Genomic DNA, 21,500 nt, shown 5'->3' on the forward strand with positions numbered 1-21,500 from the left:
TTCGGGCTTGTCTATCAGGATTTATGGTCCCCTTGTCACCCAGTTTGCTACCCAGCCTCGCCGCCGCCATTCTGTACGCCGCTGCGACCCTCTATCAGGGCACTCGTCTGGCCCAAGGCACCAAAGCGGACAAACGTCTGCTGGTGGGCCTTGGCGTCCTCGCCCTGCTGGCCCATGCCACGAGCCTGTTCACCCACCTGATGACACCGGTCGGCCTGGGCCTGGACTTTTTCAGCGCCGCCAGCCTGATCGCTGCCGCCGTCATCGCGCTGACCCTGCTGGCCTGCTACCGCATTCCCGTCGAGAACCTGCTGGTGCTCCTTTTCCCACTGGGCATGTTGACGGTACTGCTGGCGCATTTCACCCCGACCGGCACCGTGCAGGTCATTGATGAAGAGCCAGGCATCCTCGCGCATATCCTGCTGTCGATCCTCGCCTACGGCATGTTCACCATCGCGGTGTTCCAGGCGCTGCTCCTGCTGCTGCAGGACCACCAGCTCAAAAACAAACACCCGTCCGGGCTGATCAAGAACTTCCCACCGCTGCAAACCATGGAAAGCCTGCTGTTCGGTTTCCTGTGGGCCGGCTGGACGCTGCTGTCGCTGTCGCTGATCTCCGGCTGGCTGTTCGTCGAAAACCTGTTCGCCCAGCACCTGGTGCACAAAACCTTGCTGGCGTGCCTGGCCTGGGTGGTGTTCAGCGTACTGCTGTGGGGCCGCAACCGCCTCGGCTGGCGTGGGCACAAGGCGATCCGCTGGACCCTGGCCGGTTTCTGCCTGCTGATGCTGGCCTATTTCGGCAGCAAGCTGGTTCGCGAATACATCCTGCATATCTGACGGGCAGCGATCATGGACAACTTGCCCCTAGGGCCGATGCTCGCCGTAATTGCCTTGCTGGTGTTATGGGCCGCGCTGTTTACTGCCATCGAAGCCGCACAGCAGCACCTGCTGGCCCTGCGCCCCGGTACACGCCAGGGCGACAAGGCAGCCGCCCGCCTGAGCTTTCCGCGCAACAGCCTGATCTTGTGCAACAGCCTGTGCCGCGCCGCCGTGGTGATTCTCTGCACTCTGCTGGCCATCTACGCCTGGGCCCAGAACGGCCCGTGGCTCGGCTGGCTGATCTCCTGCGCGATCCTGCTGATCCTGGCCGACTACCTGCCCCGCACCCTGGCTACTCGCCACCCGCAAGCCGTGCTGGGTTTCGGCAATACGCTGCTGGGCGTGCCGCTGAAAATCCTCTACCCCTTGGCCTGGCTGCTCAATGGCACCAGCCTGCTGTTGCTGCGCCCGTTCACGCGCACCTCCGGCGTGGTGAAAAAGAGCGACGAGCCGCTGCCCGAGCATGACGACGAGCCGGAACCCGAGGCCGATGCAGGCCGCACTCCTGGCATGCCCGGTATCCATGCCCTGGACAACATCACCGTCAATGACATCCTCGTGCCGCGCAGCGAAGTGGACGGCATCAACCTGGACGATTCGGTCGAGGAAATCATCGAACAACTGCGCACGTCCCAGCGCACGCGCCTGCCGGTGTTCCACAGCGATATCAACCAGGTCGAAGCAGTGCTCAACACCCGGCAGATCCAGCACCTGCTGCCGGATGCCAGCCTGACCAAAGAAGCATTACTTGCGGCCTGCCACGAGCCCTACTTCGTGCCGGAAAGCACGCCGCTGCAGTTGCAACTACTCAACTTCCACAAGCAGCAGCGGCGCCTGGGCATGGTGGTGGACGAATACGGCGAAGTGCTGGGCATCGTCACCCTGGAAGACATCCTCGAAGAAATCGTCGGCGAATTCGAAAGCGAGCAGAGTGCAGACAACCCGCACATCGAAGCGCAACCCGACGGCCGCTACATCATCGACGGCGCCGCTTCGATCCGCGAGCTGAACAAAAGTCTGGGCTGGCACCTGCCCAGCGACGGCCCCAAGACCCTCAACGGCCTGGTCACCGAAGCACTGGAGACCATTCCCGACTGTGCGGTGTGCCTGAAAATCGGCCGCTACCGCCTGGAAATCCTCGAAACCGAGGACAACCGGGTGAGCAAAGTGCTGATCTGGCACACCAGCCGAATGCCCGTCGCCGCCTGACCCCTCTGTAGGCGCTGGCTTGTGTGGGAGCTGGCTTGCCTGCGATAGCATCGCCTCGGTGCAACTCATCAACCGAGTCGCCTGCATCGCGGGCGAGCCCGGCTCCCACACAAGCCGGCTCCTACAAAGATCCGCATCGCTGGCAAGCCAGCCCCTTGTTGGATCCGCAAACCCCTTCCTATAATCGCTGCGGCTTACCAGAGCCCCGCCCGACCGCGTGCTACCCGCACCCAGCGTGTCCAGGCACCGTTTTACCGTGTCTGACCGGTGTTTGCTCCCATCCCGAGCCGCCCCGCGCACAACCCTGATCCATGGGTGTTCGACCAATAACAATCCGCGTCCTAACGCGCACTGACCATCAGGGATACCCGCATGAGCACCACCTATAACGAGGCTGCGACCGCCGCCCCGACCAACTCGACCGCACGGGTCGCCACGGCGAGCATCGTCGGCACCGCCATCGAGTTCTACGACTTCTATATCTACGCCACCGCCGCCGCGCTGGTGATCGGCCCGGTGTTCTTCCCACAGACGTCCGGCACGGCGCAGATGCTCGCGTCGTTCCTGACCTTCGGCATCGCCTTTATCGCCCGCCCGCTGGGCTCGGCGCTGTTCGGTCACTTCGGCGACCGCATCGGGCGTAAATCCACGCTGGTGGCTTCCTTGCTGCTGATGGGCGTGTGTACAACGCTGATCGGTTTACTGCCCGGCTATGACAGCATTGGGGCCTGGGCGCCGATCCTGTTGTGTGTGCTGCGCTTCGGCCAGGGCCTGGGCCTTGGCGGGGAATGGGGCGGCGCTGCGCTGCTGGCCACCGAGAACGCGCCAAAGGGCAAACGCGCCTGGTTCGGCATGTTCCCGCAATTGGGCCCATCGATTGGGTTCCTGGCGGCCAACGGCCTGTTCCTGATCCTGGCCATGAGCCTGAGCGATGAGCAGTTCCGCAGCTGGGGCTGGCGTATCCCGTTCATCCTCAGCGCAGCCTTGGTGATGGTTGGCCTGTATGCACGCCTGAAACTGCATGAGACCCCGGTGTTCGCCAATGCTGTCGCCAAAGAAGCCCCGGTGAAGGTGCCGCTGGTGGAACTGTTCAGCCAGCATTGGCTGCCGGTCTTGCTGGGCGCAGCATCGATGGTGGTGTGCTACGCGCTGTTCTACATCACCACCGCGTTTTCACTGAGCTACGGCGTGTCGACGCTGGGCTACAGCCGCGAAACCTTCCTCGGCCTGCTGTGCTTTGCCGTGCTGTTCATGGGCCTGGCGACACCACTTGCCGCCTTGGCCAGTGATCGCTACGGGCGCAAGCCGGTGCTGATCGTAGGGGCGGTCCTGGCGATTCTGTCGGGCTTTACCATGGAGCCGTTGCTGACCCACGGCACTACTTGGGCAGTTGCGCTGTTCCTGGCGTTGGAGCTGTTCCTGATGGGCGTGACCTTCGCGCCAATGGGCGCGATGCTGCCGGAATTGTTCCCGACCCGCGTGCGTTATACCGGCGCATCGGCGGCGTATAACCTGGGTGGGATTGTGGGCGCGTCGGCGGCACCGTTCTTCGCGACCAAGCTGGTGGCGATGGGTGGGCTGAGTTATGTCGGTGGGTATGTGTCGGCGGCCGCGTTGCTCAGCTTGATGGCTGTGCTGTGCCTGAAAGAGACGCGTAACAACGATTTGAATCGAGTCGCCTGATAGATCGAATCGCCGGCAAGCCGGCTCCTACAGGTTGAATTGTGAATACCTTCAAATGTGGGAGCTGGCTTGCCTGCGATAGACGCGCCGCGGTTACAGCTCTACTACAACAGCCTTCGAAGCACGGGTCGCCTTGGCACGAGCCGCTTCAATCGACTCATCCCGCGCCAACGCCACACCCATGCGGCGCTGACCATTCACTTCCGGCTTGCCAAACAGGCGCAACGCCGTGTCCGGCTCGCTCAAGGCTGCACCCAGGTTGGCGAACGCCGTCTGGGTCGACTGCCCTTCCACCAGAATCACCGCCGAGGCCGAAGGCCCGAACTGACGGATCAATGGGATCGGCAAGCCGAGGATGGCGCGCGCGTGCAGGGCGAACTGCGACAGGTCCTGGGAAATCAGGGTCACCAAGCCGGTGTCATGCGGACGCGGCGACACTTCGCTGAACCACACCTGGTCACCCTTGATGAACAGCTCCACGCCAAACAGGCCACGGCCGCCCAAGGCTTCGGTCACCGCCTTGGCAACGCGCTCGGACTCAGCCAGGGCAATCGGGCTCATGGCCTGAGGCTGCCAGGATTCCTGGTAGTCGCCCTTCTCCTGACGGTGACCCACCGGCGCGCAGAAGGTGGTGCCGCCAATATGGCGCACGGTCAGCAGGGTGATTTCGTAGTCGAAGTCGATAAAGCCTTCGATGATCACCCGGCCCTTACCGGCACGGCCACCTTCCTGAGCGTAATCCCAGGCTTTCTGCACATCATCGGCGCTGCGCAGCAGGCTCTGGCCCTTGCCCGACGAGCTCATCACCGGCTTGACCACACACGGGAAGCCCAGGTCCTGCACGGCCTTGCTGTAGTCTTCGAAGGTGTCGGCGAAGTGGTACGGCGACGTCGGCAGGTCCAGCTCTTCGGCGGCCAAGCGACGGATGCCTTCGCGGTTCATGGTCAGCGAAGTAGCGCGGGCGGTCGGGATCACGGTGAAGCCTTCGGCTTCCAGTTCCACCAGGGTGGCGGTGGCGATGGCTTCGATTTCCGGCACGATAAAGTGCGGCTTCTCGGCTTCGATCACCGCACGCAGGGCGGCGCCGTCGAGCATGTTGATCACGTGGCTACGGTGCGCCACCTGCATGGCCGGCGCGTTGGCGTAGCGATCCACGGCAATCACTTCAACGCCCAGGCGTTGCAGTTCGATTACCACTTCCTTGCCCAGCTCACCGCAGCCACACAGCAAAACGCGGGTCGCGGTTGGCGACAATGGAGTTCCGATTCGGGTCATCTCAGGTCCTCAGGGGAGCGGATCATGTGGAGAAAGGCCGGCATTTTACATGAACTGTAAAAATTGGCCTCAGTTGGCGACGGCTCGCTTGCGGATACGCCAGGCCATGACCAGCCACACCACCGTGACTCCGGCGAATTTGGACACCAATGCAGTGCCGGCCACCGCAGGCGTCAGCGCGCCGATCAGGCCGAAGAAGATAAAGGTGTCGAGGGGAATGCTCAGCGCCGAACTTATCCACAGGCGGTCGTGGAGCGGGCGCTTGGTGATGCTGAACACCAGCCAGTCAATGCACTCGGACACCGCGAACGCCGTGGCGCTGGCCAGGGCAATGGCCGGATCGGAGGTGACGTACGACAGCACCAGCGCCGCCAGCATCGCGACGATTGCGCCGTGGCCGAAGCGGGTTTGCACCATGTCGCGCAGGATGAAGACCAGGCCACCCCAGGCGGACCAGATGACGTCCAGGTGCGGGGCGGTGGAGAAGGCGAAGTTGATCAGCACGACGCTGCTGATGTAGGCGATCAGGAAGAGCATGGGAGTGTGGGCCTGTGGACAAGGGGCACAGGGTACTTCACATTTGGAAATATGTCGTCTGGACGGGCCCTATCGCAGGCAAGCCAGCTCCCACAGTTTGAATTGTGAATACCTTCAATGTGGGAGCTGGCTTGCCTGCGATAGCGATCTATCAGGCGCCCGATTTTCCAGGAATCATCCACACCAACCCACTGGCCTTCGCCCGCTCATGACACAACCCCAACACCACCCGGCGCTCGGCATTGTCCATGCGGCTCCAGCGCGTGATCTCATCCACCGTGCGCTGGCAGCCGGTGCAAATGTCGTCGTCATCCAAGGCGCAAATGCTCACGCACGGCGACGCGACGGGGCGTTCAATCGGGTTCATTCTTCCTGCTCAGCCAGGTCGCGCGCATAGCGCTGGGAGTTATGCACATAGTGCGCGGCACTCGCTTCCAGCATGCGTTTTTGCGCATCGGTCAGCTCACGCACCACTTTGCCCGGCGAGCCCATCACCAACGAACCGTCAGGGATTTCCTTGCCTTCGCCGATCAGCGAATTGGCGCCGATGATGCAGTGCTTGCCGATCTTGGCGCCGTTGAGGATCACCGCGTTGATGCCGATCAGGCTGTAGTCGTCGACGGTGCAACCGTGCAGCATCGCGTTATGGCCGATGGTCACGCCGGTGCCCAGGGTCAGCGGGTAGCCCATGTCGGTGTGCATCACGCTGCCATCCTGCACGTTGCTGTTTTTGCCGATCAGGATCAGCTCGTTGTCGCCACGCAATACCGCGTTGAACCAGACGTTAGCGCCCTCCTCCAGCTTGACCTTGCCCACCAGCGTGGCATTGGGAGCCACCCAGCTCTGTGGATGAGTCTCGACGCGGGCGTCGCCCAGGCGGTATTTCATGGTTTTTCCTCACGGCTGGCCATTCAAGCGATGGCTTAGATATTGATGAAGCTCTTGGGCGGCTGGTGCAGGCTGATCTTGGCATCGTCATAGAGCAGGTTGATCAGCTCGACGATCATGATTGCCGTCAGGCCCCAGATCTTGTATTCGCCGAACCGATAGCTGGGCACGTACCAACTGCGGCCCTGGTAATCGATCCGGTGGGTATGTTCGCGCGGGTCCTGCCGGAAAAAATCCAATGGCACGCTGAAAACAGCCGCGATTTCTGCATCGTTGGCCAGATATTCGACATAATCGGGGATCACGCCCACATACGGCGTCACGCGGATACCGTGCAGGGAGATCAGCGGGCTCAAGGGGCCGATCACCTCGACCAGCCCGGGAGGCAGGCCGATTTCTTCTTCGGCTTCGCGCAGCGCGGTGAAGATCAGGTCCGGGTCTTCGGGGTCACGTCGCCCGCCCGGGAACGCCACTTCGCCACCATGGGTCGACAGGCCACTGGCGCGCAGGGTCAGGATCAGCTCAGGTTCGTCACTGCGGGTAATCGGCACCAGCACGGCGGCCTCGGGGAAACGCCCGTCAGTCTCCAGTGTATGGGGGGTGTGATTGCTTACCCGGCGAAGTAGCTCGTCCAGCATGAGTCATCTCGGTCTGTTGGCTACCTTGCATCATGCACCAAAGCGTGCGGGTGCCCAACCCCAAAACCTTGGCCGTGTCGCGAAACGACAACTTGCAGGGCCCTGCCCGCCAAGCCAAGATAGGCCCACTCTCCAGGAACCCCAGCATGAACTTCTGCAGCCAGTGCGGTAAACCGGTTACCCAGCGCATTCCCGAAGGCGACGGCCGCCTGCGCTACGTGTGTGATCACTGCTCGACCATCCACTACCAGAACCCCAATATCGTCGCCGGCACCGTACCGGTGTGGGGCGACAAAGTGCTGCTGTGCCGCCGCGCCATCGAACCGCGCCTAGGTTACTGGACCCTGCCCGCAGGCTTCATGGAAAACGGCGAGACCGTGGAACAGGCCGCCGCCCGCGAAACCCTGGAAGAAGCCTGCGCCCGCGTGCGCAACCTGAGCATCTACACCTTGATCGACGTACCGCACATCAGCCAGGTGCATATCTTCTACCGCGCCGAACTGGTCGACCTCGACTTTGCCGCAGGCCCCGAAAGCCTGGAAGTGAAGCTTTTTGACGAAGCCGACATCCCTTGGTCAGAGCTGGCTTTCCGCACGGTCGGGCGTACCTTAGAATACTTTTTCGCCGACCGTCGGCAGCAGGCGTACCCCGTGCGCAGCGAAGCCGCCCCCCCCATGGGCAAGCCCACCCAATAAAAACCCGGCACACAGGGATACCGTTTTAATGCGTTGGTTGCTTGCTCTTATCTGTTTGTCGTTCGCTACCCTGTCTTGCGCCTCCACGGTGGAAATCATCGGCGGCAAACCCGTCGAGAAAATCCTGGTGCTCAAGTCTGCCCGTCAGCTACAACTGATCAACGACGGCAAGCCCCTCAAGACCTATCGCATCTCCCTGGGCAAGAACCCCAAGGGCGCCAAGCTGATCGAAGGTGATCGCCGCACGCCAGAAGGCTTCTACTGGATCGACTGGCGCAAGACCAGCGACCGCTTCAACCTGGCCATGCACATCTCCTACCCCAATATCAGCGACGCCGCCCGCGCCCGCCGCGAAGGCGTGAAGCCGGGCAGCATGATCATGATCCATGGCACCCCCGACACCGAAGACTACCCGGAGCAGTGGTTCCACACCCTGGACTGGACCGACGGTTGCATCGGCATGCGCAACGTCGACATGCGCGAAGTCTGGAACCTGGTCAAGGACGGCACCATGATCGAGATTCGTCCGTAATCCTCGACCGTTCGTAAAATAATCCAAAAAAAATTCCTGCCGTGTGCAGCGCCTGCCGGTGAATACCAGTTCACCGCGCCGGGCTGCGCTGTTCTGCGCGCAATAAAGACCTCTCTAATACCACTTGATACCAGGCCCCATTACAGCGCCCTGAAACGGCTATTTGCACCGTTTTGGCTGCATTGACATGGTATTTAAGTGGTATTAATTTCCGGCCCATACCGGGCGACAACACTCCAATAACCGCATCGGAAACCTGAACGATGAACCCGATACTGGCCTTGCGCCCTGACGACAAACAATCCACGCCGCTGTACCTGCAATTGGCGCGCAAACTGGAAGCGGCGATCCACGCCGGCCAGTGGACGTCCGAGCAGGCGCTACCGTCGGAACGCGCGCTCAGCGAGCAATTGAGCATTTCCCGGGTCACCGCCCGCAAAGCACTGGAAGTGTTGTTCGACCAAGGCTTGATCCGTCGCAGCCAAGGCTCGGGCACCTTTATCACGCCACGCCTGGAACAACCGTTGTCGCGCCTGTCGGGCTTCAGCGAGATGTTGCGCCTCAAGGGTTTCGTGCCCAGTTCCCTGTGGCTGGAGCGCGACATCACCCCACCGACCCACGAAGAACTGATCCGCCTGTGCCTGTCCACCAGCGACAAAGTGGCCCGGCTCAAGCGCCTGCGCAAAGCCGATGACACGGTGATGGCCATTGAAATGACCGTGGTCCCCGCCTCGGTGCTGCCGCACCCCCAGGCTTTAGGCAGTTCGCTGTACGAATACTTTGAAAGCATCGGCAAGCCCATCGTCCGTGCCCTGCAGCATGTGCAGGCGATCAACGCTTCGGACGAGTTCGCGCGCCTGGTGGGCATCGCCCCCGGCACCGCGATGCTGCTGATGACGCGGGTCGGCTACACCGCCGACAACACGCCGATTGAAATCACCGACACCTACTGCCGCAACGACTACTACGACTTCGTCGCAGAGCTGCGCCGCCACGACTATTCCGCTGAACTGCGAATTTAGAGAACTGCCCATGTCCGAAGACAACATCCTCACGCCTAGCGGCTGGATTCGCGGCCGCCTGGTGCACGCGCACGGCAAGGTCGTCGCCATCGAAGGCACCCCGTGCGACCCGGCTGATAACGACTTGCCCTACTTGCTGCCGGGCTTCATCGACCTGCACGTGCACGGCGGTGGCGGCGCGGACATTATGGAAGGCGCAAGCGCGTTCGAGACCATCACCCGTACCCACGTGCGTTTTGGTACCACCTCCCTGCTGGCCACCACCATGACCGCGCCGGTGGAGGAAATCTCCCGCGTGCTCGGCCAGCTCGGCACCTTCTGCGAACAGCGCCCTGCCGGCAGCGCCCGCGTACTCGGCGTGCACCTGGAAGGCCCTTACATCAACCCAGGCAAGCTCGGCGCCCAACCCAACTTCGCCCACACCGCGCTGATGGCAGAAGTGGAAGCCTACCTGCGCCTGGCGCCGATCCGCGTCATTACCATCGCGCCGGAAATCGCCGGCCATGACGCCCTGATCCGCGCCCTCAGCGAACGCGGCGTGCGCATGCAGATCGGCCACACCCTGGGCAGCTATGAAGAAGGTGTCGCCGCGATGGCCGCCGGGGCCACCAGTTTCACCCATTTGTACAACGCCATGAGCCCGCTGCATCACCGCGAACCCGGCATCGTCGGCGCGGCCCTGGCCCATGCCAAGTACGCCGAATTGATCCCCGACTTGCTGCACGTACACCCCGGTGCGATGCGCGTGGCCCTGCGCTCGATCCCGTGCCTGTATTGCGTCACCGACTCCACCGCCGCCGCCGGCATGCCCGACGGTGAATACAAATTGGGCAGCCACACCGTGACCAAATGCCTGGGCGGCGTACGCCTGGCCGACGGCACCCTGGCCGGCAGCACGCTGACCATGGACCAGGCGCTGCGCAACCTGGTGAAGATCGGCCTGCCCATCAGCGAAGCCTCACAACGCCTGTCGCAGTTTCCTGCGGACTACCTGGGCTTGGAAGAACGCGGCCGCCTGCAACCGGGCAGTTTTGCCGACTGCGTACGCCTGGACCGCTCCCTGACACTCACCGACGTAATGGTCGAAGGAGAAACCATTGACTTCAAAAATGCTTGAAGAGGCCCTGGCCTCCTGCGACGCCGTCGCCGCCCAACTGCAACGCCTGGACCCGTTGCTGGAAGAGGTCGCCGGCCGCCTGCGCCGCCAGCCGCCGCAAGTGGCGATGACCATCGCCCGTGGCAGCTCCGACCATGCTGCCAGCTATTTTGCCTACCTGACCATGCAGCATGTGGGTGTGCCGGTGGCGTCGTTGCCGATGTCGGTGGTGACCTTGCTGCAAGCGCCGTTGAAAGTCAGCGGCCAGGTGGCGTTCGGTTTTTCGCAATCGGGGCAAAGCCCGGACCTGGTCAACAGCCTGCGCCTGCTGCGCAAACGTGGCGCGCTGAGCATTTCTATGGTCAACGCCGAAGACTCGCCGCTGGAAGCCGCCTGCGAATTCCATGTGCCGCTGTGCGCCGGGCCGGAACAAAGCGTCGCGGCCACCAAGAGCTTTATCGCCACCCTCAGCGCCAGCGCGCAGTTGATCGGCCACTGGAATCAGGAAGCCGAGTTGCTGCAAGCCTGCCGCGCCCTGCCCGATGACCTGCGCGCCGCCGCCAAACAGGATTGGAGCAGTGCCATCGAAGCCTTGCGCGGTTGCCAGCAACTGATGGTGATCGGCCGTGGCGCCGGGTTTGCCATCGCCCAGGAAGCCGCGCTCAAGCTCAAGGAAACCTCGGCGATCCAGGCCGAAGCGTTCAGCAGCGCCGAAGTGCGTCATGGCCCCATGGCCTTGATCGACAAGAACTACCCGCTGCTGGTGTTCGCCCCACGCGGCGCCGAGCAGGCCGGCCTGTTGAGCCTGGCGGCCGACATGCGCCAACGCGGCGCCCGCGTCTTGCTGGCCGCACCCGACGACATCGCCGAACGCGACCTGACCTTGAGCCGCGCCGAACACCCGAGCCTGGACCCGATCCTGGCGATCCAGAGCTTCTACGTGATGGCCGCCGGTTTGGCGCATGCTCGGGGCATGGACCCGGACCAACCGCGCCACCTGAGCAAAGTCACCCGCACTCACTGAGTCGATTGCTGTGTTTTCCTGATGAGTACCGTGCCCATGTCCAACAACAATAATGCATTGACCCTCAGCGCCCCGTTAAGCGGGCCGCTGCTGACCCTGGGCAACGTTCCCGATGAAGTGTTCGCCAGTGGTGCCATGGGCGACGGCATTGCCATCGACCCGCTGAACGATTGCCTGCACGCGCCCTGCGACGGCGTGATCATCCACGTCGCACGTACCGGCCATGCACTGACGATCCGCGCCGAGAACGGTGCCGAAGTGCTGATGCATGTGGGCATCGACACGGTTGAACTCAATGGCGAAGGCTTTGCCTTGCTGGTCAAGGACGGCGCCTGGGTGAGCAAGGGCCAGGCCCTGGTGCAGTTTGACCTGGACCGCATTGCGCGCCAGTGCAAGAGCCTGGTCAGCCTGATCATCCTGACCAATGGCGAACGGTTTGAGCTGCGGCCGGTGGCCGGGAACAGCGTCAAGGTCGGCGAGCCGTTGTTGCAGATCGTGACGCGTTCGACGGCGCAAGCCCAGACAACTGTGGATAACTCGGTCGCGGAAGCCAGCGCCCGTGTGCGCATCACTCACCGTGGCGGTTTGCATGCACGCCCGGCCGCCTTGGTGCGCAAGGCCGCCCAGGATTTCAGCAGCCAGGCGTGGTTGCACTACGGTGACAAATCCGCCTCGTGCGACAGCCTGATCGGCTTGATGGGCCTGGGGATTGGCGAAGGCGATGAGGTGCGCGTGACCTGCCGCGGCAAAGACGCCGACGCCGCCGTGCAGGCATTGGTCGCCGCCTTGTCCGCCGCCATCCAGGAAGAACACCACGCCCCCGTCGCCGCCGTTGCGCCGCGCAAGGCCAGTACCGAAGTCGGCGTGTTGCAAGGCGTATGCGCCGCACCGGGATTGGTCTGCGGGCCGCTGTTCCGCCTGGCCGGCATTGAACTGCCAGCCGACACCGGCAACCACGCCGCCGATGAACAACTGCAACGCCTGGACACCGCGCTGGAGCAAGTGCGCAGCGAGATCCGCAAGACCCTGGACCACGCTCGCCAGCGCAAGAACATCGAGGAAGAGGACATCTTCGCCGCCCACCTTGCCCTGCTGGAAGACCCTAACCTGCTGGAAGCCGCGACCGGTTCCATCGAACAAGGCAGCGCAGCGACGCACGCCTGGCGCGATGCCATCCAGGCGCAGTGCGCGGTATTGCTGGCCCTGGGCAAACCACTGTTTGCCGAGCGCGCCAACGACCTGCGTGACCTGCAACAACGGGTACTGCGCGCACTGCTCGGGGAAGCCTGGCATTTCGAGTTGCCAGCCGGTGCAATTGTCAGTGCCCATGAACTGACCCCGTCCGACCTGTTGCAACTGAGTGCGCAGCAGGCCGTCGGTATCTGCATGGCCGAAGGCGGCGCCACGTCTCACGTGGCTATTTTGGCCCGTGGCAAAGGCCTGCCGTGTGTGGTCGCGCTGGGCGCCGAAGTGCTTGACGTGCCCCAAGGCCAACGCGTGGTGCTCGACGCCGCCAACGGCCGTTTGGAACTGGCCCCTAGCGAGGCGCGTCACGCCGAGGTGCACCGGATTCGTGATGCACAGACACTGCGCCGCCAACAGCAACATGCCCAGGCCCAACAACCGGCGCGCACCACCGATGGCGTGACCATCGAAATCGCTGCGAATGTCGCCTCCAGCGCCGAAGCCCGAGTGGCCTTTGAAAACGGCGCCGATGGCGTCGGCCTGCTGCGCACCGAATTCCTGTTTGTCGACCGCCGTACCGCGCCGGATGAACAAGAGCAGCGCCAGGCCTATCAAGCCGTGCTGGATGCGATGGGCGACAAGTCGGTGATCATCCGCACCATCGACGTGGGTGGCGACAAACAGCTTGATTACCTGCCGCTGCCCGTCGAGGCCAACCCGGTGCTCGGCTTGCGCGGCATTCGCATGGCCCAGGTGCGCCCCGAACTGCTCGACCAGCAACTGCGTGCGCTGCTGCAAGTCAGCCCGCTGGAGCGCTGCCGCATCCTGTTGCCGATGGTCAGTGAGGTGGATGAGTTGCTGCAGATCCGCCTGCGCCTGGATGAACTGTGCGCCGAGCTGGAACTGACCTTGCGCCCCGAACTGGGGGTGATGATCGAAGTGCCTGCCGCCGCGCTGATGGCTGAACAGTTGGCCAAGCATGCGGACTTCCTGTCCATCGGCACCAATGACCTGTCCCAGTACACCCTGGCCATGGACCGCGACCACGCCGGCCTCGCCGCGCGGGTCGACGCCCTGCACCCGGCACTGCTGCGGCTGATCGCCCAGACCTGCGCCGGCGCTGCGAAACACGGGCGTTGGGTCGGCGTGTGTGGAGCCCTCGCCTCCGACCCGTTGGCCACGCCGGTACTGGTGGGCCTGGGCGTCAGCGAGCTGTCGGTGAGCCCGCCCCAGATCGGAGAAATCAAGGACCGAGTCCGCCACCTGGACGCGGCGCAATGCCGGCAATTGAGCCAAGGCCTGCTCGACCTGAGCAGCGCCAAAGCCGTTCGCCAAGCCTGTCAACACCACTGGCCGCTGAGCTGACAACAACAAGAAAAGGGAGACTCGCCATGTACCAACATTTCATCGAAGGCCTGCAACGCCTGGGCCGTGCACTGATGCTGCCGATCGCGATCCTGCCGATCGCCGGCCTCCTGCTGCGCCTGGGCGACACTGATCTGCTGAACATCGCGGTGATGCACGACGCGGGGCAAGCAATCTTCGCCAACCTGGCGCTGATCTTCGCCATCGGCATTGCCGTGGGTTTTGCCCGCGACAATAACGGCACCGCAGGCCTGGCCGGGGCGATTGGTTACCTGGTGATGGTCTCCACCCTCAAGGTGATGGACAGCACCATCAACATGGGCATGCTCGCCGGTATCGCCAGCGGCCTGATGGCGGGCGGGCTGTACAACCGCTTCAAGGACATCAAGCTGCCGGAGTACCTGGCCTTCTTCGGCGGGCGGCGGTTTGTGCCGATTGTCACCGGTTTCTCGGCGGTCGCCTTGGGTGTGATCTTCGGCCTGATCTGGCCGCCGATCCAGCACGGCATCAACAGCTTCGGCGTGCTGCTGATGGAAAGCGGCAGCTTTGGCGCCTTTGTGTTTGGCGTGTTCAACCGCCTGCTGATCGTCACCGGGCTGCACCACATCCTCAACAACATGGCCTGGTTTGTGTTCGGCAGCTTCACCGACCCGGTGACTGGCGCGGTGGTGACAGGTGACCTGACCCGCTACTTCGCTGGCGACCCGAAAGGCGGCCAGTTCATGACCGGCATGTTCCCGGTGATGCTGTTCGGCCTGCCGGCCGCGTGTTTGGCGATGTATCGCAATGCGCTGCCGGAGCGCCGTAAAGTGATGGGCGGGATTTTCCTGTCGATGGCGTTGACCTCGTTTTTGACCGGGGTGACCGAGCCGATTGAATTCGCGTTCATGTTCCTCGCGCCGTTTTTGTACCTGATCCACGCGGTGCTGACCGGCCTGTCGATGGCCGTCACCAACATGCTGAACATTCACCTGGGCTTTACCTTCTCCGGTGGGTTTATCGACATGGTGCTGGGCTGGGGCAAGTCCACCAATGGCTGGCTGGTGTTCCCGGTGGGCCTGGCGTACGCGGTGGTCTACTACAGCGTGTTCAACTACTGCATTCGCCGCTTCAACCTGAAGACGCCGGGGCGGGAAGATATCCAGGTGGTGCAGGCTGAGGCCATGAGTGATAACCAGCGCGCCACGGCCTACATCCAGGCCTTGGGTGGCGCAGAGAATCTACTGAGCGTCGGTGCCTGCACCACACGCCTGCGCTTGGACATGGTGGACCGCAACAAAGCAGTGGATGCCGAGTTGAAAGCACTGGGCGCCATGGCCGTGGTTCGGCCGGGGAATGGCGGGAGTTTGCAGGTGGTGGTGGGGCCGATGGCCGATAGCATTGCTGATGAGATTCGCTTGGCCATGCCGTCGTTTGTTGCCAGTGCGCCTGTCGCCGTTGCGCCTGTGGATAAGCCGGTTGCAGTGAATGTGCAGGAAGCCGAGAAATGGCTGAGCGCCTTGGGTGGCCGGGGAAATGTGCGGCAACTGGAAGCCGTGGCGATGACTCGGTTGCGGGTGGAGTTGGGGGATGATTCGGTGTTGTCGGAAGCGGACCTGACTGCGCTGGGTTGCCAAGGTGTGAGTCAACTGGATAGCGGTGTTTGGCACTTGTTGATTGGTGACAAGGCATCCGGGTTGGGTGAGGCTATGGAGCGGTTGGTCAGCGGCCGTGAGGTCGGGGCCAGGGTTTAAATCATCCCTGTCTGAGCTGCCCCCATCGCAGGCAAGCCAGCTCCCACTTTTGACCTGTGAACACATTCAAAATGTGGGAGCTGGCTTGCCTGCGATTGGCCTTAACTGACTGGTCGCCTGTCATCTGGGACATGGTTTCAGAGGTGCTTGATTAAGGTCATACGTTTTCGTGGATCATCGTAAAACTCCATGCGGAAAAGGCTCCTGGTGAGAATTTCAGGCTTGCAGTCCCGGTCACCACATAGATGGCGACCCGGGAAGACTAGTGACGCCAGTTCCGAGGGACAACCTGAAAGGCTTGTCGGAAATCTCCGAGACTTGGAGATATCGCAGACAACAAAAACCCGGCCTAAGCCGGGCGCTTTAATCGCACTTATTCAACCCGAGCAAACCGCTCAATCACAGGCTGCTCTCGATGCTCTGCCTGCCAAAGGTCATAGCTGCTCTGCATGGAGAGCCACATCCGGGCCTTGCTGATGCCAGCACGCTCAAGCCGTACAGCCAGATCAGGGCTGACCGGCGCATGCCCGTGGAGAATTCTTGAAAACGTCTCCCTGGCAAAACCCAAACGCCGCGCCACTTCAGTGATCGTCATTCCCAGCCCGGGAATAACATCCTCAAGCAGTATTTCCCCTGGGTGAGGAGGATTGTGCATATCCATAAACAGACCCCTTCTCAGTGGTAATCCAGATAGTCGACCAGCTCGACTTGATCGTCATACATGCGAAAAATGATGCGCCAGTTACCACTGATGCTCACTGACCAGTAGTCAACCAGGTCTCCCTTCAAGCGATGGAAGTGCCAACCTGGCAGCTCTAGATCGCTCCAATGACTCGCGCTGTTTAAAATCAGCAGAACACGGCGCAGGCGATTTGCATGGTTGGCCCAAATCCCTTTTGTAGAGCCAGTCTCATAAAAAACACGAAGGCCTTTATGCTTCCAGCTAATAATCATGGCGCGATTGTGATGCGATACATCACGCCCTGCAACAGCCGCATATCGGTTCTGGATGTCAGATTCATATCATTCCATCGCCGAGAGAATTCGAAGCGGGAAGGCTAGGAAGGCAGGTTCCGAGGGACAACCTGAATGGTTTGTCGGAAAGGTCCGAAGCGCCTGTATGGATGCCATCGCCGGCAAGCCGGCTCCTACAGTTGATCGCGTCCCTCTGTAGGAGCCGGCTTGCCGGCGATGAGGCACTGACAGGCAACAAAAAACCCGCTGACCAAACGGGCCCAGCGGGTTTCTTGTTTTTGCAGCGTGCGAATCAGAAATCCGCCAACTGCCACACCTCATACGCCGGTGTCTCGTACGGGTGGCTCAGTTTGAGCGCAGCCACGACAGCCACGATCAATTCATCCGCCACCAACAGCTCAACCTTCCATTCCTCAACCACTTCAACCTGGCCAATCTGCCCGAGAAACGGCTGGCTGCCGTCCATCGCGCGGAATTGGCCCTGGCCCAGCACTTGCCAGGCGCAGCTGTCGTAGTTGCCGATGCGCCCGCCGCCGGCTGCGAAGACGGCGGTTTTCACCGTCTCCACGTGGCTTGCGGGCACAAAAAAGGCGAGCTTGTACACCGTCTTAGTTCACCCACACGCGAGCGTTGCGGAACATGCGCATCCACGCGCCGTCTTCGTTCCACTCTTCCGGGCGCCACGAGTTCTGCACGGCGCGGAACACGCGTTCCGGGTGCGGCATCATGATGGTCACGCGGCCGTCGCGGCTGGTAAGGCCAGTGATCCCGCGCGGCGAGCCGTTCGGGTTGGCCGGGTAGGTCTCGGTGACTTTGCCGTGGTTGTCGACAAAACGCATGGCCACGCAACCGGACAGGTCGGCTTCCAGCAACGCTTCTTCGCTGGCGAACTCGGCATGGCCTTCACCGTGGGCGATGGCGATTGGCATGCGCGAACCGGCCATACCTTGCAGGAAGATCGAGTTGGACTCCTGCACCTGCACCATGGCGACACGGGCCTCGAACTGCTCGGAACGGTTGCGCACAAAGTGCGGCCAGAACTCGCTGCCCGGGATCAGTTCGCTGAGGTTGGACATCATCTGGCAACCGTTGCACACACCCAGGGTGAAGCTGTCGTTGCGCTCGAAGAACCCTTGGAACGCGTCGCGGGCACGGCTGTTGAACAAGGCCGATTTGGCCCAGCCTTCACCGGCACCCAGCACGTCGCCGTAGGAGAAACCACCGCAGGCCACCAGGCCTTTGAATTCGTTGAGGTCAACGCGACCGGCGAGGATGTCGCTCATGTGCACGTCGATCGCATTGAAACCGGCGCGGTCGAACGCGGCCGCCATTTCCACCTGGCCGTTGACGCCCTGCTCACGCAGCACGGCAACTTGTGGGCGGATGCCTTTCTTGATGTAAGGCGCGGCAATGTCCTGGTTGACGTCGAAGCTGAGCTTGGTGCTCAGGCCCGGGTTGTCTTCTTCCAGGATTACGTCGAATTCCTGCTCGGCGCAGTCGGCGTTATCACGCAGGCGTTGGATCTGGTAGCTGGTTTCAGCCCACTGGCGTTGCAGCAGGCGGCGCTGACCTTCGAACACGGTGTCGCCGTTGAAGACGATGTCGATCTGGCCGTTGTTGATCGGCTGGCCGATCACCGCCACGCAGTCGCCCAGGCCAGCGGCGCTGAATTGTGCGAGTACGTCTGGCGTTGCGTCCTGGCGAACCTGGATCACCGCGCCCAACTCTTCGTTGAACAGGATGCCGTTGATTTCGGATGCATCCTCGGCAACGCTGTCGAGCACGATGTTCAGGCCGCAGTGACCGGCGAAGGCCATTTCCACGACGCTGGTCAGCAAGCCACCATCGGAACGGTCGTGGTAAGCCAGCAGGTGGCCGTCGGCGTTGAGGCCCTGGATCACCGCGAAGAAGGCTTTGAGGTCTTCGGCGTCATCGACGTCCGGTGCCTGCTTGCCCAACTTGCCATGGGTCTGCGCCAGGATCGAGGCGCCCATGCGGTTCTGGCCACGGCCCAGGTCAATCAGGATCAGGTCGGTGGTGCCCTTGTCCATGCGCAGTTGCGGGGTCAGGGTCTGACGGATGTCGGTGACCGGCGCAAAACCGGTGACGATCAGCGACAGCGGCGAAGTGACGCTCTTGTCCGAACCGTCTTCGTTCCAGCGCGTGGCCATGGACATGGAGTCCTTGCCCACCGGAATGGTCAGGCCCAGCTCAGGGCACAGCTCCATGCCGACCGCTTTAACGGTGTCGTACAGGCGGGCGTCTTCACCCGGATGGCCAGCAGCGGACATCCAGTTGGCCGACAACTTGATGTCGGACAGCTTGCCGATGCGCGACGCAGCGATGTTGGTGAGGGTTTCACCAATGGCCATGCGGCCCGACGCCGGGGCGTCCAGCAAGGCCAGCGGGGTACGCTCGCCCATGGCCATGGCTTCACCCGTATAGACGTCGAAGCTGGTGGCGGTGACGGCAACGTCGGCCACCGGCACTTGCCATGGGCCAACCATTTGGTCACGGGCAACCAGGCCAGTGATGGTGCGGTCGCCGATGGTGATCAGGAAGCTTTTGCTCGCCACGGCCGGGTGGTGCAGCACGCGTTCGATGCTGTCGGCCAGTTCCAGTGTGCTTGGGTCGAAGTCATCGCCCAGCTCGGCTTCACGCACGGCCGAACGGTGCATGCGCGGGGCTTTGCCCAGCAGCACTTCGAGCGGCATGTCCACCGGGCTGTTGCCGAAGTGGCTGTCAGTCACGGTCAACTGTGGCTCGGCAGTGGCTTCGCCAACCACGGCAAACGGGCAGCGCTCGCGTTCGCAGATGGCCTGGAAGCGCGCGAAGTCTTCAGGGCCGACGGCCAGCACGTAGCGTTCCTGGGATTCGTTGCTCCAGATTTCGTGCGGGGCCATGCCCGGCTCGTCGTTTGGAATGTTGCGCAGTTCGAAACGGCCACCACGGTCGCCGTCGTTGACCAGTTCCGGGAAGGCGTTGGACAGACCGCCCGCGCCGACGTCGTGGATGAAGCTGATCGGGTTCTTGTTACCCAACTGCCAGCAACGGTCGATGACTTCCTGGCAGCGACGTTCCATCTCTGGGTTTTCACGCTGTACGGAAGCGAAGTCCAGGTCTGCCGAGCTGGTGCCGGTGGCCATGGAGGAAGCCGCGCCGCCGCCCAGGCCGATCAACATCGCCGGGCCGCCGAGGACGATCAGCTTGGAGCCGACCAGGATCTCGCCTTTCTTGACGTGTTCTTCACGGATGTTGCCCATGCCGCCAGCCAGCATGATCGGCTTGTGGTAGCCGCGTACTTCATCGCCACGGGGGGTGGTGATGGACTGCTCGAAGGTACGGAAGTAGCCCGTCAGCGCAGGACGGCCGAATTCGTTGTTGAATGCAGCGCCGCCCAGCGGGCCTTCAATCATGATGTCCAGCGCAGTAACGATGCGCTCAGGCTTGCCGTACGGCACTTCCCATGGCTGTTCAAAGCCCGGGATCTGCAGGTTGGACACGGTGAAACCGGTGAGGCCCGCCTTTGGCTTGGCGCCACGGCCGGTGGCACCTTCGTCACGGATTTCGCCGCCCGAACCGGTGGCGGCGCCCGGGAACGGGGCAATCGCGGTCGGGTGGTTGTGGGTCTCAACCTTCATCAGGATGTGCACCGGCTCCTGCACCGCGCCGTACTGGCGGGTTTCCGGGTCCGGGAAGAAACGGCCGGCGACGGAGCCGACGATCACCGAGGCGTTGTCCTTATAAGCCGACAGAACACCTTCGCTGTGCATCACGTAGGTGTTCTTGATCATGCCGAACAGGCTTTTTTCCTGGCTTTCGCCGTCGATATCCCAACTGGCGTTGAAGATCTTGTGACGGCAGTGCTCGGAGTTGGCCTGGGCGAACATCATCAGTTCGATGTCGTGCGGGTTGCGCTTCAAGCCATTGAAGGCGTTGACCAGGTAGTCGATCTCGTCTTCGGCCAGGGCCAGGCCGAGTTCGGTGTTGGCCTTCTCGAGGGCGGCGCGGCCACCGCCGAGCACATCAATCGCGGTCAGCGGTTTAGGCTCGGCGTGGCTGAACAGGCCGGCAGCCTGTTCCAGCTGGCTGACGATGATCTGGGTCATGCGGTCGTGCAGGCTGCTGGCGATCAGCTCGGCTTCGGCATCGCTGAACTGGCCGGCGACGTAGAAGGAGATACCCCGCTCCAGGCGCTGGATTTTTTCCAGGCCGCAGTTGCGGGCGATGTCGCTGGCCTTGCTCGACCAGGGCGAGATGGTGCCGAACCGTGGCAGAACCAGGAACAAGCGGCCAGTCGGCTCTTGAACGGGAACGCTTGGGCCGTACTTCAGAAGGCGTGCCAGCACTTGCTGTTCGTCGGCGGTCAATACGCCGGTAACGTCGGCGAAGTGAGCAAATTCAGCGTACAGGCCTGTAACAGCTGGAACCTTCTGGCTCAGTTGCTCAAGGAGTTTGCTGTGGCGAAAGGCAGAAAGGGCAGGAGCGCCGCGCAGGATCAACATCTTCGGGACAGCCTCGGGAAGGGGGTGTGCTTTGAGGCCGTGCATTCTAGCGTAAACCATCGCCAACGGCACCCGAAACGGCACCGGTGGCCGCTGCCGGGCGTCAGTTGGCACGGATTGCACGGTATCGGGGCGTTATCCCGGACATTCCGCGCAGTTATTTTAACCGTCACAATTGCCCGCCAAGCCCCATTTCTGCGGGCTGCAGCACGCTTTTGCGGTGGCTAGCAGACAAGTCCCACGCTGTCGAGATATGGCGC

Annotated in this window: 19 protein-coding genes; 10 read left to right on the forward strand and 9 right to left on the reverse strand. The window is 62.4% G+C overall.

Annotated elements, in window-relative coordinates; genetic code table 11:
* Positions 1 to 23 precede the first annotated feature (23 nt).
* The 3 genes from AC07OV_RS08920 (at position 24) to AC07OV_RS08930 (ending at position 3,770) form a co-directional block, all read left to right on the forward strand.
* On the forward strand, positions 24 to 836 hold the full coding sequence (locus tag AC07OV_RS08920; RefSeq protein ID WP_372339912.1) for a cytochrome C assembly family protein: 813 nt from the start codon (positions 24 to 26) through the stop codon (positions 834 to 836).
* A 12-nt stretch (positions 837 to 848) separates the two neighbouring features.
* Positions 849 to 2,087: a transporter associated domain-containing protein gene (locus tag AC07OV_RS08925; protein WP_176994387.1), complete on the forward strand. Its 1,239-nt coding sequence runs from the start codon at positions 849 to 851 to the stop codon at positions 2,085 to 2,087.
* 372 nt (positions 2,088 to 2,459) lie between these two features.
* The gene (locus AC07OV_RS08930; protein ID WP_495092063.1) at positions 2,460 to 3,770 is read left to right on the forward strand and encodes an MFS transporter; all 1,311 of its coding nucleotides are present in this window, start codon (positions 2,460 to 2,462) and stop codon (positions 3,768 to 3,770) included.
* A gap of 93 nt (positions 3,771 to 3,863) precedes the next feature.
* On the opposite strand, the gene purT is transcribed toward AC07OV_RS08930, so the two are convergent.
* From purT to AC07OV_RS08955, 5 genes are all read right to left on the reverse strand, one after another.
* The gene (gene purT, locus AC07OV_RS08935) at positions 3,864 to 5,045 is read right to left on the reverse strand and encodes a formate-dependent phosphoribosylglycinamide formyltransferase (protein WP_017139720.1); all 1,182 of its coding nucleotides are present in this window, start codon (positions 5,043 to 5,045) and stop codon (positions 3,864 to 3,866) included.
* A 69-nt stretch (positions 5,046 to 5,114) separates the two neighbouring features.
* Positions 5,115 to 5,582 (reverse strand): preQ0 transporter, encoded by a 468-nt coding sequence (locus AC07OV_RS08940; RefSeq protein ID WP_494996660.1) that lies wholly within the window; start codon positions 5,580 to 5,582, stop codon positions 5,115 to 5,117.
* Between the two features lie 151 nt (positions 5,583 to 5,733).
* Positions 5,734 to 5,949, reverse strand: a complete 216-nt coding sequence (locus AC07OV_RS08945) for a DUF1289 domain-containing protein (RefSeq protein WP_178921668.1) — start codon at positions 5,947 to 5,949, stop codon at positions 5,734 to 5,736.
* Positions 5,946 to 6,470, reverse strand: a complete 525-nt coding sequence (locus AC07OV_RS08950; protein ID WP_259174681.1) for a gamma carbonic anhydrase family protein — start codon at positions 6,468 to 6,470, stop codon at positions 5,946 to 5,948. Before AC07OV_RS08950 ends, AC07OV_RS08945 begins: the two co-directional genes overlap by 4 nt.
* 35 nt (positions 6,471 to 6,505) lie before the next feature.
* On the reverse strand, positions 6,506 to 7,108 hold the full coding sequence (locus AC07OV_RS08955; protein WP_016971944.1) for a CoA pyrophosphatase: 603 nt from the start codon (positions 7,106 to 7,108) through the stop codon (positions 6,506 to 6,508).
* A gap of 146 nt (positions 7,109 to 7,254) precedes the next feature.
* On the opposite strand from AC07OV_RS08955, the gene AC07OV_RS08960 reads away from it, so the two are divergent.
* The 7 genes from AC07OV_RS08960 (at position 7,255) to nagE (ending at position 15,760) form a co-directional block, all read left to right on the forward strand.
* Positions 7,255 to 7,803, forward strand: coding sequence for an NUDIX hydrolase (locus tag AC07OV_RS08960; protein ID WP_495092064.1), 549 nt, complete (start codon positions 7,255 to 7,257; stop codon positions 7,801 to 7,803).
* A gap of 28 nt (positions 7,804 to 7,831) precedes the next feature.
* Positions 7,832 to 8,335 carry a L,D-transpeptidase family protein gene (locus tag AC07OV_RS08965; RefSeq protein ID WP_494996659.1) on the forward strand — a complete coding sequence of 168 codons (504 nt, stop codon included), beginning with the start codon at positions 7,832 to 7,834 and terminating at the stop codon, positions 8,333 to 8,335.
* 263 nt (positions 8,336 to 8,598) lie between these two features.
* A complete protein-coding gene (locus tag AC07OV_RS08970; RefSeq protein ID WP_495092065.1) occupies positions 8,599 to 9,357 on the forward strand; it encodes a GntR family transcriptional regulator in 759 nt (252 codons plus the stop codon).
* A gap of 10 nt (positions 9,358 to 9,367) precedes the next feature.
* A complete protein-coding gene (gene nagA, locus AC07OV_RS08975) occupies positions 9,368 to 10,474 on the forward strand; it encodes an N-acetylglucosamine-6-phosphate deacetylase (protein ID WP_495092066.1) in 1,107 nt (368 codons plus the stop codon).
* A complete protein-coding gene (locus AC07OV_RS08980) occupies positions 10,455 to 11,477 on the forward strand; it encodes an SIS domain-containing protein (RefSeq protein WP_495092067.1) in 1,023 nt (340 codons plus the stop codon). Before nagA ends, AC07OV_RS08980 begins: the two co-directional genes overlap by 20 nt.
* A 36-nt stretch (positions 11,478 to 11,513) precedes the next feature.
* On the forward strand, positions 11,514 to 14,027 hold the full coding sequence (gene ptsP, locus AC07OV_RS08985) for a phosphoenolpyruvate--protein phosphotransferase (protein ID WP_495092068.1): 2,514 nt from the start codon (positions 11,514 to 11,516) through the stop codon (positions 14,025 to 14,027).
* Between the two features lie 26 nt (positions 14,028 to 14,053).
* Positions 14,054 to 15,760 (forward strand): N-acetylglucosamine-specific PTS transporter subunit IIBC, encoded by a 1,707-nt coding sequence (gene nagE / locus AC07OV_RS08990; protein ID WP_495092069.1) that lies wholly within the window; start codon positions 14,054 to 14,056, stop codon positions 15,758 to 15,760.
* A 373-nt stretch (positions 15,761 to 16,133) separates the two neighbouring features.
* On the opposite strand, the gene AC07OV_RS08995 is transcribed toward nagE, so the two are convergent.
* From AC07OV_RS08995 to purL, 4 genes are all read right to left on the reverse strand, one after another.
* Positions 16,134 to 16,421 carry a HigA family addiction module antitoxin gene (locus AC07OV_RS08995; RefSeq protein ID WP_494996654.1) on the reverse strand — a complete coding sequence of 96 codons (288 nt, stop codon included), beginning with the start codon at positions 16,419 to 16,421 and terminating at the stop codon, positions 16,134 to 16,136.
* Between the two features lie 14 nt (positions 16,422 to 16,435).
* Entirely contained in the window at positions 16,436 to 16,714 is a 279-nt protein-coding gene (locus AC07OV_RS09000; RefSeq protein WP_494996653.1) for a type II toxin-antitoxin system RelE/ParE family toxin, read from the reverse strand.
* Positions 16,715 to 17,027: 313 nt separating this feature from the next.
* The gene (locus tag AC07OV_RS09005; protein WP_495092070.1) at positions 17,028 to 17,339 is read right to left on the reverse strand and encodes an NGG1p interacting factor NIF3; all 312 of its coding nucleotides are present in this window, start codon (positions 17,337 to 17,339) and stop codon (positions 17,028 to 17,030) included.
* Positions 17,340 to 17,343: 4 nt separating this feature from the next.
* Positions 17,344 to 21,240, reverse strand: a complete 3,897-nt coding sequence (gene purL / locus AC07OV_RS09010; RefSeq protein WP_495092071.1) for a phosphoribosylformylglycinamidine synthase — start codon at positions 21,238 to 21,240, stop codon at positions 17,344 to 17,346.
* Positions 21,241 to 21,500 lie beyond the last annotated feature (260 nt).

It is taken from the genome of Pseudomonas sp. GW821-FHT09A09 (assembly GCF_059418405.1).

Excerpts from the sequence above, each read along its gene's own strand:
- AC07OV_RS08925 (WP_176994387.1), top strand. The coding sequence starts at position 849 with ATGGACAACTTGCCCCTAGGGCCGATGCTCGCCGTAATTGCCTTGCTG.
- AC07OV_RS08920 (WP_372339912.1), top strand. The coding sequence starts at position 24 with ATGGTCCCCTTGTCACCCAGTTTGCTACCCAGCCTCGCCGCCGCCATT.
- AC07OV_RS08955 (WP_016971944.1), bottom strand. The coding sequence starts at position 7,108 with ATGCTGGACGAGCTACTTCGCCGGGTAAGCAATCACACCCCCCATACA.
- nagA (WP_495092066.1), top strand. The coding sequence starts at position 9,368 with ATGTCCGAAGACAACATCCTCACGCCTAGCGGCTGGATTCGCGGCCGC.
- AC07OV_RS08970 (WP_495092065.1), top strand. The coding sequence starts at position 8,599 with ATGAACCCGATACTGGCCTTGCGCCCTGACGACAAACAATCCACGCCG.
- AC07OV_RS09000 (WP_494996653.1), bottom strand. The coding sequence starts at position 16,714 with ATGATTATTAGCTGGAAGCATAAAGGCCTTCGTGTTTTTTATGAGACT.
- AC07OV_RS08945 (WP_178921668.1), bottom strand. The coding sequence starts at position 5,949 with ATGAACCCGATTGAACGCCCCGTCGCGTCGCCGTGCGTGAGCATTTGC.
- purL (WP_495092071.1), bottom strand. The coding sequence starts at position 21,240 with ATGTTGATCCTGCGCGGCGCTCCTGCCCTTTCTGCCTTTCGCCACAGC.
- AC07OV_RS08930 (WP_495092063.1), top strand. The coding sequence starts at position 2,460 with ATGAGCACCACCTATAACGAGGCTGCGACCGCCGCCCCGACCAACTCG.
- purT (WP_017139720.1), bottom strand. The coding sequence starts at position 5,045 with ATGACCCGAATCGGAACTCCATTGTCGCCAACCGCGACCCGCGTTTTG.
- nagE (WP_495092069.1), top strand. The coding sequence starts at position 14,054 with ATGTACCAACATTTCATCGAAGGCCTGCAACGCCTGGGCCGTGCACTG.
- AC07OV_RS08950 (WP_259174681.1), bottom strand. The coding sequence starts at position 6,470 with ATGAAATACCGCCTGGGCGACGCCCGCGTCGAGACTCATCCACAGAGC.
- AC07OV_RS08960 (WP_495092064.1), top strand. The coding sequence starts at position 7,255 with ATGAACTTCTGCAGCCAGTGCGGTAAACCGGTTACCCAGCGCATTCCC.
- ptsP (WP_495092068.1), top strand. The coding sequence starts at position 11,514 with ATGTCCAACAACAATAATGCATTGACCCTCAGCGCCCCGTTAAGCGGG.
- AC07OV_RS08940 (WP_494996660.1), bottom strand. The coding sequence starts at position 5,582 with ATGCTCTTCCTGATCGCCTACATCAGCAGCGTCGTGCTGATCAACTTC.
- AC07OV_RS08995 (WP_494996654.1), bottom strand. The coding sequence starts at position 16,421 with ATGGATATGCACAATCCTCCTCACCCAGGGGAAATACTGCTTGAGGAT.
- AC07OV_RS08965 (WP_494996659.1), top strand. The coding sequence starts at position 7,832 with ATGCGTTGGTTGCTTGCTCTTATCTGTTTGTCGTTCGCTACCCTGTCT.